At 62.1% G+C, this 12350-nt stretch carries 10 protein-coding genes and 2 tRNA genes; all 12 read left to right on the top strand.

Going from position 1 to position 12350, the window contains the following annotated elements:
- Positions 1–75: 75 nt before the first annotated feature.
- The 12 genes from KI609_RS14650 to KI609_RS14595 all read left to right on the top strand — a co-directional run bounded on the left by KI609_RS14650 (position 76) and on the right by KI609_RS14595 (position 12346).
- Complete coding sequence (locus tag KI609_RS14650; RefSeq protein WP_226444333.1) at positions 76–1305, top strand: CaiB/BaiF CoA transferase family protein; 1230 nt, start codon at positions 76–78, stop codon at positions 1303–1305.
- Positions 1302–2288 carry a hydroxymethylglutaryl-CoA lyase gene (locus KI609_RS14645; protein ID WP_226444332.1) on the top strand — a complete coding sequence of 329 codons (987 nt, stop codon included), beginning with the start codon at positions 1302–1304 and terminating at the stop codon, positions 2286–2288. The genes KI609_RS14650 and KI609_RS14645 overlap by 4 nt, the downstream gene beginning before the upstream one ends.
- A gap of 47 nt (positions 2289–2335) precedes the next feature.
- Complete coding sequence (locus KI609_RS14640; protein WP_413463325.1) at positions 2336–3316, top strand: Bug family tripartite tricarboxylate transporter substrate binding protein; 981 nt, start codon at positions 2336–2338, stop codon at positions 3314–3316.
- 79 nt (positions 3317–3395) lie between these two features.
- Positions 3396–4376 (top strand): Bug family tripartite tricarboxylate transporter substrate binding protein, encoded by a 981-nt coding sequence (locus KI609_RS14635; RefSeq protein WP_226444331.1) that lies wholly within the window; start codon positions 3396–3398, stop codon positions 4374–4376.
- 393 nt (positions 4377–4769) lie between these two features.
- Positions 4770–6854 (top strand): excinuclease ABC subunit UvrC, encoded by a 2085-nt coding sequence (gene uvrC / locus KI609_RS14630; RefSeq protein WP_226444330.1) that lies wholly within the window; start codon positions 4770–4772, stop codon positions 6852–6854.
- Between the two features lie 45 nt (positions 6855–6899).
- Positions 6900–7466 (top strand): CDP-diacylglycerol--glycerol-3-phosphate 3-phosphatidyltransferase, encoded by a 567-nt coding sequence (pgsA, locus tag KI609_RS14625; protein WP_226444329.1) that lies wholly within the window; start codon positions 6900–6902, stop codon positions 7464–7466.
- Between the two features lie 70 nt (positions 7467–7536).
- Positions 7537–8631, top strand: coding sequence for a tartrate dehydrogenase (locus KI609_RS14620; RefSeq protein ID WP_226444327.1), 1095 nt, complete (start codon positions 7537–7539; stop codon positions 8629–8631).
- Positions 8632–8897: 266 nt separating this feature from the next.
- Complete coding sequence (locus KI609_RS14615) at positions 8898–9203, top strand: HU family DNA-binding protein (protein WP_226450428.1); 306 nt, start codon at positions 8898–8900, stop codon at positions 9201–9203.
- Between the two features lie 15 nt (positions 9204–9218).
- Positions 9219–9294, top strand: a tRNA-Val gene (locus tag KI609_RS14610).
- 60 nt (positions 9295–9354) lie between these two features.
- The gene (locus tag KI609_RS14605) at positions 9355–11283 is read left to right on the top strand and encodes a SurA N-terminal domain-containing protein (protein ID WP_226444325.1); all 1929 of its coding nucleotides are present in this window, start codon (positions 9355–9357) and stop codon (positions 11281–11283) included.
- Between the two features lie 49 nt (positions 11284–11332).
- A tRNA-His gene (locus tag KI609_RS14600) sits at positions 11333–11408 on the top strand.
- 110 nt (positions 11409–11518) lie between these two features.
- Positions 11519–12346: a DUF6538 domain-containing protein gene (locus KI609_RS14595; protein WP_226444323.1), complete on the top strand. Its 828-nt coding sequence runs from the start codon at positions 11519–11521 to the stop codon at positions 12344–12346.
- Positions 12347–12350 lie beyond the last annotated feature (4 nt).

Raw genomic sequence — 12350 nt, 5'->3', positions numbered from 1 at the left:
GCGGGTGGGCGGACTGTGCGCATCATTCGCGCCAACAAGCCACGGGCCGACGCCCCGCAGGAGACACGCATTTCCATGGATTCCATCGCTTCCCCCGCCGCGCTGCAAGGCGTGCGCGTCATCGAAATGGGCCAGCTCATTGCCGGGCCGTTCTGCGGCAAGACGCTGGGCGAATTTGGCGCCGACGTGATCAAGATCGAGGCGCCCGCAGACCCGAGCCGACCCGGTGCGTCGGGCGGCGACCCCTTGCGCAACTGGCGCCTCATCAAGGAAGGCACTTCCGTCTGGTGGCAGGTGCAGTCGCGCAACAAGCGCTCGGTGGCGCTGGACCTGCGCCAGAAGGAAGGCCAAACCATAGCCCGCCAGCTGATTGCCGAGGCCGATGTGCTGATCGAGAACTTCCGCCCTGGCACGCTGGAAGGCTGGGGCATGTCGCCTGAGGAGCTGCACGCACTTAACCCCGGGCTGGTCATGCTGCGCATCTCCGGCTATGGCCAGACCGGCCCCTACCGCGACCTGCCAGGCTTTGGCGCCATTGGCGAAGCCATGGGCGGCCTGCGTCACCTGACCGGCGAGCCGGGCCGCGTGCCGGTGCGCGTGGGTGTGTCGATTGGCGACACGCTGGCGGCACTGCACGGCACCATCGGCGTGCTCACGGCGCTGTACCACCGCAAGGTCAACGGCGGCCAAGGCCAGGTGATCGACGTGGCGCTGCACGAGGCCGTGTTCAACGTGATGGAAAGCCTGATCCCCGAGTACAGCGCCTTCGGCGCCGTGCGCGAGGCCGCAGGCAGCGCACTGCCGGGCATTGCGCCGAGCAACGCCTACCCCTGCACGGACGGCTGGGTGCTGGTGGCAGGCAATGGCGACAGCATCTTCAAGCGGCTGATGGATGCGATTGGCAGGCTCGACCTGGGCACTGCGCCTGACCTGGCCAACAACACCGGCCGCGTGGCGCGCGTGGAAGAGATCGACGCCGCCATCGGCGCCTGGAGCGCCCAGCGCACGGTGCAGCAGGTGTTGGACGCGCTGGGCGCCGCCCGCGTGCCTGCGGGCAAGGTCTACACCGCCAAGGACATCGCCGAAGACCCGCACTACCGCGCCCGCGACATGCTGCTGACACAAGAGACGCGCGACGGCTACAGCGTGGAAGTGCCCGGCATCGTGCCCAAGCTCTCGGCCACGCCCGGCACCATTCGCAGCAGTGCGCCGCATTTGGGCGACGACACGGATGCCGTGCTGGCCGAGGCAGGGTTGACGGCTGAACAGATTGCGCTGTTGCGCAGCAAGGGGGTGATTCAATGAGTACGTCCAACAACAATGCCGTATGGCAGGGCGCGAACCGCCGCATCCACATGCAGGAAGTCGGCCTACGCGACGGCCTGCAGATGGAAAAAGCCTTTGTGCCCACAGCCGACAAGATCGCGCTGTGCAACGCGTTGTCGGCGGCGGGCCTGGCCAAGATCGAGGTGACCTCGTTCACCTCGCCTACGGCCATCCCTGCGCTGCGCGACGCCGAGATCGTGATGCGCGAGATCACGCGCCGCCCTGGTGTGGTCTACACCGCGCTGGTGCCCAACCTGCGCGGGGCAGAGCGCGCCATCGAGTCGCGCACGGATGAGCTGAACCTCGTCATGTCGGTCAGCGCCACGCACAACCTGGCCAACCTGCGCATGACGCAGGAGCAGTCATTCGCAGCGCTCGCGCAGGTGGTGGCCCTGGCGCAGGGCGCCAACGTGGCGGTGAATGTGTCGCTGTCCTGCGTGTTCGGCTGCCCCATGGAGGGCGATGTGGACCAGGCCGATGTGTTTGGCTGGGTGCAGCGTTTTGTGGACCTCGGGGTGCGCGGCATCACGCTGTGCGACACCACGGGCATGGCCTACCCCACGCAGGTGCATCAGCTCACGGCTGCAGCCCGCGCGCGCTGGCCGGGTGTGGAGTTCACCCTGCATTTCCACAACACGCGCGGCATGGGGCTGGCCAACGTGCTGGCCGCCATCGACGCGGGTGCGGACCGCTTCGATGCCTCGCTGGGCGGCCTGGGCGGCTGCCCCTATGCACCGGGCACCAGCGGCAATGTGTGCAGCGAAGAGATCGTGCATGCGCTGGCGCTGATGGGCTACGACACGGGCGTGGACCTGGCCCGGCTGGTGGCAGCGGCGCAGCAGTTGCCTGCGCTCATCGGCCACGATATTCCGAGCCAGATCGCCAAGGCGGGTCCGCGCCTGGCGCTGCATTCGGTACCTGCGGATTTCGAGGCGATCCGCGAAAGGGCGCTTTCCCGCTGAACACGGGCGAGCCAGCATTCCCTTCATAAAACCAGGAGACAAAAGCCATGACCTTCCACCCCATGCTGCCCCGCCGCATCCTCACGGCGGCCATACTGTGTTGTGCTGTTTTTGCTGCGGGCGCACAGGACAAGTTCCCCTCCAAGCCCATCACCGTGGTCGTGCCCCAGGCCGCAGGCGGGGCCAACGACGCGATCGCCCGCGTGGTGGCCCAAAAGCTCAGTGAGCAATTGGGGCAGAGCGTGATCGTGGATAACCGTCCCGGCGCGGGCGGCACCTTGGCCACGGCTGCCACGGCCCGCGTCCGCAACGATGGCTATACGCTGCTGCTGACCTCGGACAGCGCGCATGTCATTGGCCCGGCGCTGTACAAGAGCCCGGGGTTCGATCCCACGAAGGACTTTGAACCTGTGGCGCCCGTCGCCACCGCCGGTTATGTGCTGGTGGCCCACCCGTCCTTTGCGGCCAATAACGTGGCACAAATGGTGGCATTGGCCAAGGCCAGTCCCGGCAAATATGCCATTGCCTCGGCAGGCAACGGCACGCTGAACCACCTGATTGGCGAGATGCTGCAAAAGGCGGCGGGCATCCAGCTGCAGCACATCCCTTACAAGGGTTCGGCGGCTGCGGCCACCGATGTGGTGGGCGGGCAGGTGCCGCTGTCGGTGCAAAGCCTGCCCTCGGTCATTGCCTTCATCAAGGCGGGCAAGCTCAAGGTGTTGGGCGTGGTCAATGAAAAACGCGTGGCGGCCTTGCCCGATGTGCCGACGATTGGCGAGACGATCAAGGACTTTGGCCAGGCGCCCTGGTATGCGTTGTTTGCCCCGGCGGGCACGCCTGCGTCCATCGTGGCACAGCTGCAGGCCGAAGTGACCCGCGCGCTGGAGCACAAGGAGGTGGTCGAGAAACTGGCCACCGTGGGCTGCGAGCCTTTCAAGGGAACGGCCACGCAATTGGCGGCGCTGGTGAAGTCCGACCTGCCTAAATGGAGCCGCGTCGTGAAGGACACCGGCGCCACGGTGGACTGAGATGCTGAGACAGCGGTCGCTGACGGCCCTGCTGCCACCCCGAAACGAAATTCAACAACAGAGAAAACGGAGACATCGCATGAATCTGCATCGCAAGCAATTCACCACCCTGGCCCTGGCGGCCATCGCCACGGGGTTGTGGGGCTCGGCCTTGGCGCAGGGCGCCTACCCCAGCAAAACCGTGGTCATGGTGGTGCCCACCGCAGCAGGTGGTACCACGGACCTTTCTGCGCGCATGCTGGCGCAGGCCCTGGGCCCGGTGTTAGGCCAGACGGTGGTGGTCGACAACAAAGGCGGGGGCAACGGCAATATTGCGGCCAGCATCGTCAAGCGCGCCGAGGCCGATGGCTACACGCTGCTGATGCAGTACTCGGGCTACCACGTCATCTCGCCCCACATCACGAAACAAAAGCAGTGGGACCAGGGTGACTTCCAGCCCGTGGCCAATGTGATCTCGGCGCCGCAGATCATCGTGGTGCGGGCCGACCTGCCGGTGAAGACGCTGCCCGAGCTGATCGCCTACGCCAAGGCCAACCCCGGCAAGCTCAACTACGCCTCGTCGGGCAACGGCTCGCTGCAGCACGTGACCGGTGCCATGCTGGAGCAGCAGGGCGCCATCAAGATGGTCCACGTGCCCTACAAAGGCACGGGCCCTGCGCTGCAAGACCTGCTGGGCGGCCAGGTGGACCTGACCTTTGGCACTGCACCGCCCTTCATGCCCCACATCGCCAGCGGCAAGCTGCGCGTGCTGGCCGTGACGGGCAAGCAGCGCCTGCCCAGCCTGCCCGATGTGCCCACCACCGCCGAGGCGGGTTACCCCAAGGTCGATGCCACGTCGTGGTTTGCCGTGTTTGTGCCTGCCGCCGTGCCCAAGCCGGTGGTGGACAAGCTCACCGCCGACATCCGCACGGTGGTGCAAAGCACGGCCTTCAAGCAAAAGGCGCTGGAGCAGGGCGCCACGGCCGACTACCAGAGCCCTGCGCAGCTGGGCGACAAGGTCAAGGCTGATCTGGCCAATTGGGCGTCCGTGGTGAAAACCTCGAAGATCGAAGCAGAATAACAGTCAAATTGGCCTCTGGCGCTTGATGGATAAGCGCTAGAAGCTATTGATTGCATAGCATCTGGTGGCCCTGTGGCTGGGCGCCATGTTGCGCGCAGCCACAATACGCGCCATGTCTAAGAACCTGTTCAATGTTTTTTTGGAAATCACATTGGAGTGCAATCGGGATGAGTGGATGCTTCTGATGCGCCGCATGGGCTCGTGCCCATGCAAGCGGCCGAGGCATTCAATCGCCCGATTTCACTCCAACCCTACGGGCAAGTGTCTTGCCGGGCGGTCTGCGGCGTTGCGGCGCTTGCCGATAACACGGGCTATCGGCTGCACCCCGCGCCTGGCATCCCATCCCGGCAAGGCACTTGTGTGACTCCAAAAAGACATTGAATAGGTTCTAAAGTGCATTCCGAAGAACTCCTGGCGCAGGTGGCTGCGCTACCCGCGCTGCCGGGCGTGTACCGCTATTTCGACGCGCAGGATGCGCTGCTGTATGTGGGCAAGGCGCTCAACCTCAAGCGCCGGGTGTCCAGCTATTTTCAGAAGAACCATGGCGGCACCCGCATCGGCCACATGGTCAGCAAGATCGTGCGTATGGAGACCACGGTGGTGCGCTCCGAGGCCGAGGCGCTGCTGCTCGAGAACAATCTCATCAAGACGCTGAACCCCAAGTTCAACATCCTGTTCAGGGACGACAAGAGCTATCCGTATCTCAAGATCACCGGCACGCCCGGTGCGGTGGCCAGGGGGGACGATGCGCCCGGTCAGGTGTTTCCGCGCATGGCTTATTACCGGGGCTCGGTGGACAAAAAGCACCGCTACTTCGGCCCCTACCCGAGCGCGTGGGCGGTGAAAGAGACCATCCAGCTGCTGCAAAAAGTGTTCAGGCTGCGCACCTGCGAAGACACCGTGTTTGCCAACCGCACGCGGCCGTGCCTGTTGTACCAGATCAAGCGCTGTACCGCGCCCTGTGTGGATCTCATCTCGCCCGAGGCCTATGCCGCCGATGTGCAGCATGCCGAGGCCTTGCTGCGCGGCGAAACGCAGGAGCTGTTGCAGGCGCTGGAGGCACGCATGATGGCGCACTCCGGCCAGCTCGAATTCGAGCAGGCCGCTGAGGTGCGCAACCAGATCCAGGCCCTGTCGCGGGTACTGCACCAGCAGTCCATCGAGATTGCGGACGACAAGGATGTGGACATCCTGGCCGTGCGTGTGCTGGGCGGTCGCGCCTGTGTGAATCTGGCGATGGTGCGCGGTGGCCGCCACCTGGGCGATAGGCCCTATTTCCCGGTGCACGTCGAGGATGCGGCTGCCGTCTATAACGCCGAGCGCACCGATGACGAGGATGCGGGGGCTGAACGCCCTGATGGCCCCCATGGTGTTGACGGCGTTGGTGGCTCCGAGCCTCTTGCACGCGTCGAGCGCCCCGAGCGCCCCGATCGCCCGGGGCGTGCCGTAGAGGCGCTGGTGCTGGAGGCCTTCATCGCCCAGCACTACATCGGCGTGCCCGTGCCCCCGCTGCTCGTGACCAGTGTGCCGGTGGACAAGGCGCTGCTGGAAGCCTTGTCCGAGCAAACGGGCGTGCGGGTGACGGCCATCCACCAGCCGCGCGAGCAGCGCCGTGCCTGGCTGGACATGGCGCAAAAGAACGCCGACCTGCAACTGGCGCGCCTGCTGGCGGAAGAGGGCTCGCAACAGGCGCGCACGCGTGCGCTGGTGGAGGCGCTGGACCTGCCACCCGAAGACCTGGATCAGCTCACCATCGAGTGTTTCGACATCTCGCACACGGCGGGTGAATCCACCCAGGCGTCGTGTGTGGTGTTCCACCACCACAAGATGCAAAGCAGCGAATACCGCCGCTACAAGATCGAGGGCATCACCGGTGGTGACGACTATGCCGCCATGCGCCAGGTGCTCACCCGCCGCTACAGCAAGGTGGTGGAGGCCGCGCGCGAGGCCGGTGGCATCGACTTTGCCGCCACCCCGCCGCCGAACGCCGAGGGTGCCGAGGGCACCGTCAAGTCCAAGGGCGTGGCGCGCCTGCCCGACCTGGTGCTGATCGACGGCGGCAAGGGCCAGGTGGGCGTGGCGCGCGAGGTGTTCACCGCGCTGGGGCTGGATCTCATGCGCATCGTGGGCGTCGAGAAAGGCGAGGGCCGCAAGGTGGGCCTGGAAGAGCTGGTGTTCGCCGATGGGCGTGAGAAGGTCTATTTGGGCAAGGACTCGGCCGCGCTCATGCTGGTGGCACAAATCCGCGACGAGGCGCACCGCTTTGCCATCACCGGCATGCGCGCCGCACGCGCCAAGGTGCGTGTGGGGGGCGGGCAGCTTGAGGAGATTGCAGGCGTGGGGCCGAAGAAGCGGGCGCGTCTGCTGCAACGTTTTGGTGGCGTGCGCGGCGTGGCATCGGCCAGCGTGGAGGACCTGGTCACGGTGGATGGCATCTCGCGCGAGCTGGCGGAAGAAATTTACAAGGCATTGAGATAAGCCCCGTGTGCCGTTCCACGGCCGTGCCGTGACACAATCGCCGCCATGTTCTGGACTATCCCCACCCTGATGACCTGGACGCGCATCGTCGCGATACCTTTGATCGTGGGGGTGTTTTATGCACCGCTGGATCCGGCCACGCGCAACCTGATTGCCACCGTGATGTTTGTGGTGTTTGCCGCCACCGACTGGCTCGATGGGTATCTGGCGCGCAAGCTCAACCAGACGTCTTCTTTTGGCGCCTTTCTGGACCCGGTGGCCGACAAGTTTCTGGTGTGCGCGTCGCTCCTGGTGCTGGTACACCTGCAGCGTGCCGACGTGTTCGTGGCGCTCATCATCATCGGCCGCGAGATCGCGATCTCGGCCCTGCGCGAATGGATGGCGCAGATCGGTGCGAGCAAGAGCGTGGCGGTGCACATGATCGGCAAGGTCAAGACCACGGTGCAGATGCTGGCCATCCCCTTCCTGCTGTACGACGGACACCTGTTTGGTGTGGTTGACACGGGCGTGTGGGGCACCTGGCTGATCTGGGCATCGGCCGTGCTTACCGTCTGGTCGATGGTGTATTACCTTCAGAAGGCGCTGCCCGAGATCAGGGCGCGCGTCAAATAAGTTTGAAGGCTTTTATGCCTGTAGCGCTTTATCAATAAGCGCGGATAGCTATATTTTTAGGAGCAAATGAATGGCGAAGCATCGGATTGCAGTCATCGCCGGTGACGGCATTGGCAAGGAAGTCATGCCCGAGGGCCTGCGCGTGATGGACGCCGCTGCGCGCCAATTCGGGATCGACCTGCAATTCGACCACTTTGACTTTTCGAGCTGGGACTACTGCGAAAAGCACGGCAAGATGCTGCCCGACAACTGGAAGGACCAGATCGGCGGCCACGAGGCGATTTACTTTGGCGCTGTAGGCTGGCCCGAGAAGATTGCCGACCATGTCTCGTTGTGGGGTTCGCTGCTGCTGTTTCGCCGCGAGTTCGACCAGTACATCAACCTGCGCCCCGCGCGCCTCATGCCCGGCGTGATCGCGCCCGTGGTGCGCCGCGACGGCAGCCCACGCCTGCCCGGCGAAATCGACATGCGGATCGTGCGCGAGAACACCGAGGGCGAATACTCCAGCATCGGTGGCCGCATGTACGAAGGCACGCCGCGCGAGATCGTGATGCAGGAGACGGTGATGTCGCGCCACGGCGTGGACCGCGTGCTCAAGTTCGCCTTCGACCTGGCCCAGTCTCGCCCCAAGAAGCACCTGACCAGCGCCACCAAGTCCAACGGTATCGCCATCACCATGCCCTACTGGGACGAACGCGTGGCCGAGATGGCCAAGGCCTATCCCGATGTGAAGGTGGACAAGTTCCACATCGACATCCTCACCGCTCACTTTGTGCAACGCCCCGACTTCTTCGATGTGGTGGTGGCCAGCAACCTGTTTGGCGACATCCTCTCGGACCTGGGGCCGGCGTGCACCGGCACCATCGGCATTGCACCCAGCGCCAATCTCAACCCCACGCGCACGATGCCCTCGCTGTTTGAGCCGGTCCATGGGTCGGCCCCGGATATCGCGGGCAAGGGCGTTGCCAACCCCATTGGCCAGATCTGGTGTGGCGCGATGATGCTCGACTTCCTCGGCTATCGCCCCGCACACGACGCCGTGGTGGCGGCGATAGAGGCTGTTCTGGATCCTGCAAATGGCGGCCCTCGCACCGCCGATCTGGGCGGAACATCCAGCACGAAGGACGTCGGCCAGGCCATCGCCCAAGCGCTGAGTGCCGTTTGAGTGTTGCTGTGATTGAGGTGTCAATCCGTAATGCTGCCCATACGGCGCGTTTGAGACAAAAACACCTTGCGAGCCCTGTCGCAGCTTGAAATGCGACTAGAATTCAACGCAACGCTGACTCAAAACAGCGTGTTGTATTGACACCCTGAACTCGATGGCTTTAATCTGATGCAGCAGCCACTGCTGTGTATGCCAGTCATTCCCCCGTCTACGACCCCCAGCTATTTGCTGTGCTGTCAGACGCGTGAAGACCAGATATCGTCGAGATATTCCATCAACGCTTTTCCGAGAGGCCTCTTGTGAACAAAACCGAATTGATTGAGCACATCGCTACCAACGCTGATATTTCCAAGGCCGCCGCTGCGCGCGCTCTGGAGTCCACGATCGAGGCGGTCAAGAAGACTCTCAAGAAGGGCGGCACGGTGTCGCTCGTCGGTTTTGGTACGTTCGCCGTGGGCAAGCGTGCTGCACGCACTGGTCGCAATCCCCGCACCGGCGATACGATTAAAATCAAAGCTGCTAAAGTTCCAAAGTTCCGTCCAGGCAAGGCATTGAAAGATGCCTTGAACTGACAATCAGTTTAGGTGGGGTCCTTAGCTCAGTTGGTAGAGCGGCTCCTTTACACGGAGTAGGTCGGCGGTTCGAGACCGTCAGGACCCACCATCACCGAACAAAGGCGAACGCAAGTTCGCCTTTTGTTTTTCCCCCTCTGAAAGATCGACCATGTTTGAATCCATCCGCAAGCACTCCAAGATCGTGATGGTCTTCTTGTTCTTGCTGATCATTCCATCGTTTGTACTGGTAGGTATCGACAGCAACTACTTCTCTGAAAAGAGCCCGGTGGTGGCGCGCGTTGATGGCCAAAAAATCAACCAGACAGACTGGGACAATGCCCACCGCATGGAGACAGACCGCATTCGTGCGCAATCCCCGTCGGTCGATCCCAAACTGCTCGATTCACCCAGCGCGCGCTATGCCACGCTGGAGCGTCTGGTGCGTGATCGCGTGCTGGCAGCGGCCGCGCAGAAGATGCATCTCTTGACCAGCGATGCGCGCTTGGCACGTAGCCTGCAAGAAATCCCTGCCATTGCAGGTCTCAAGCGCCCCGACGGGACGCTCGACGCCGATGCTTACCGTGCCTTGGTAGCGGCCCAGGGTCTCACCCCCGAAGGTTTTGAAGCCAACGTGCGCCGCGATATTTCGGTCAACCAGGTGATGGGCGGCGTGATGGGTTCAGCCTTTGCCACCGATGCCCAGGTCAAGCTCGCGCTGGATGCCCTGTATGAGCGGCGCGAAGTCCAGGTGGCGCGTTTCAATGCGTCGGATTTTGCCGCCAAGGTCACACCCACCGACGCGGATCTGGAGGCTTACTACAAGGCCCATCCAGAGCAATTCCAGCAGATCGAACAAGCAGCCGTTGAATACCTGGTGCTCGATCTCGACAGCGTTCGTGCCAGCATTGCCCTGGGCGAAGACGATCTGCGTACCTACTACAAAGAGAACGTAGGCCGCATGGCTGGCAAGGAAGAACGCCGCGCCAGCCACATTCTCATCAACGCCGCCAAGGATGCCCCCGCAGCGGACCGCGAAAAGGCAAAAGCCCGGGCGGGTGAATTGCTTGCGCAGGTGCGTAAGAATCCAGCGAGTTTTGCCGAGCTGGCAAAAAAATACTCGGATGACAAGGGCTCGGCTGTGGCAGGAGGGGATCTTAATTTCTTTGCCCGTGGTGCCATGGTCAAGCCTTTCGAAGAGGCTGCTTTTGCCCTCAAGAAAGGTGAAATCAGCGATGTGGTCGAGTCCGACTTCGGTTATCACATCATCGAGCTGACAGACATCAAAACCCCTCGGCAGCCTTCATTTGAAGAATTGCGCCCCACCATGGAGGCTGAGCTAAAGCAGCAACAGGCACAGCGCAAGTTCGCTGAAGTGGCCGAATCGTTTACCAACAGCGTATATGAGCAAGCAGACAGTCTGCAGCCAGTTGCCGAGAAGCTCAAGCTGAAGGTGTTGACCGCTACAGGCGTCATGCGCAGTCCAGCGCCGAGTGCGAAGGGCCCCCTGGCCAATGCCAAGTTCCTCGAAGCGTTGTTCTCTGCAGACTCCCTGGAGAACAAACGCAATACCGAAGCCGTAGAGTTTGGCCCGAGCCAACTGGTGTCGGGTCGCGTAACGGCTTACACCCCCGCGCGTCTTCTGCCGCTGGATGAAGTGCGTGCCCGCGTGCGCACCCTTTATGTGACCGAAAAATCGGCAGAACTGGCTCGCAAGGAGGGTGAAACCAAGCTTGCAGCATGGAAGGCCGCTCCAGGCTCGGCAACCGGCTTGGCACCCGCTACTGAAGTGTCGCGCGAGCAAAGCCGTAACCTGCCACGGCCCATCGTTGATGCGGTTTTGCGCGCCCCTGCAGACCCTTTGCCTGGTTGGACAGGGGTTGACCTCGGCTCCGCTGGCTACGCAGTCGTCAAGATCAGTCGCGTGATCCCACGCGAGGCTCCTGATGCACAGCGTGCACAACAAGAACGCCAGCAATACGTGCAGTGGCTCGCCACAGCGGAAGGTTCTGCCTATTACGAACTGCTTAAGCAGCGGTTCAAAGTCCAGATCAAGGCACCCCGACCTTCATTGATCACCGAAGGGGTTGCAGAAAAATAACCCCGTTGCTCTTAAAGAGCAAATTTACGGGCTATAATTTAAAGCTACGGTGGCTGTAGCTCAGTTGGTAGAGTCCAGGATTGTGATTCCTGTTGTCGTGGGTTCGAGCCCCATCAGCCACCCCAAAATTCGATAGAAACGTTATAACGGCTTGATTTCATTAGGAATCAAGCCGTTTTCGTTGGTGCGATAAATTTGGTTGTTACACGGTCTGTCACACGCAGTGAGAAAGACCATGAAAGCAGTAGCCGAACACATCTATCAACGCGGTAAGCGCGGAATCCTCTACATCCGCCGCCGTATCCCAGACGCCATCCGCATGACGTATCCCCTAAAAACGACCCATATCACCTTGAGTCTCGGAACTTCCGACCTCCGTGAAGGGAAAGTGCGAGCGCGTGCCGAGTTGCAGCGAATTGATGCAGAGTTTGAGGAAAAACAGCAAAAGTGCGGCATGGGGTGCGCATCTTGGGCACCCAAGAGCATCAGCAGTCTCACCGATGAGCAGCTACAGCTTGTTGGCCAATCTTGGCTTTCCAACGTACTTGCCGGTGACGAGAAGCGTCGCCAGGAAGGGCTGGATGACGAGGACTTCGATGAGCTCGGCGTTAAGCTGAGTACTCAGCGTGCATATTTTGGTCGCTTGCTTGCGCAAGGTAAGACTGAGGGCGTGCATCGACCGCTGTTTGAGTACCTCTCTCTTTGTGGGATTGACTATGTTCCGTCAGAGGAGGAAGCCAAAAGAGCAGGCTTTCTATTTACCCGCGCGGTCGTCGAAACGCTTGACCATCAGCTTGTCCGCCAAGGCGGCGTACTGCACACCGATTCCATCCCCTCACAACCGCCTCATCCGCTTACCGTTGTGGCGGGGATTGGGTCGGTCGATAGTTCCGACAAAGTCGAAGGTGGGCCGACCTGGGATGAGGTGTTTGAGCTGTGGCGGACTTACGTTGCTGATAGACCGAAGTCGACCTCCATCGCGGCTCAAACGCCCTGGAGGGACTTGCAGCGATTTGTGAAGGAAAAAGAGGTTGTTTTTCCTGGTGATGTGACAGCCTGTTAGTGCC

The sequence above is a fragment of the Acidovorax radicis genome (assembly GCF_020510705.1).
GTDB lineage: Bacteria > Pseudomonadota > Gammaproteobacteria > Burkholderiales > Burkholderiaceae_C > Acidovorax > Acidovorax radicis_A.
Note: the sequence above shows the minus strand (reverse complement) of the source record. Positions and strands in the feature narration are given on the sequence as shown.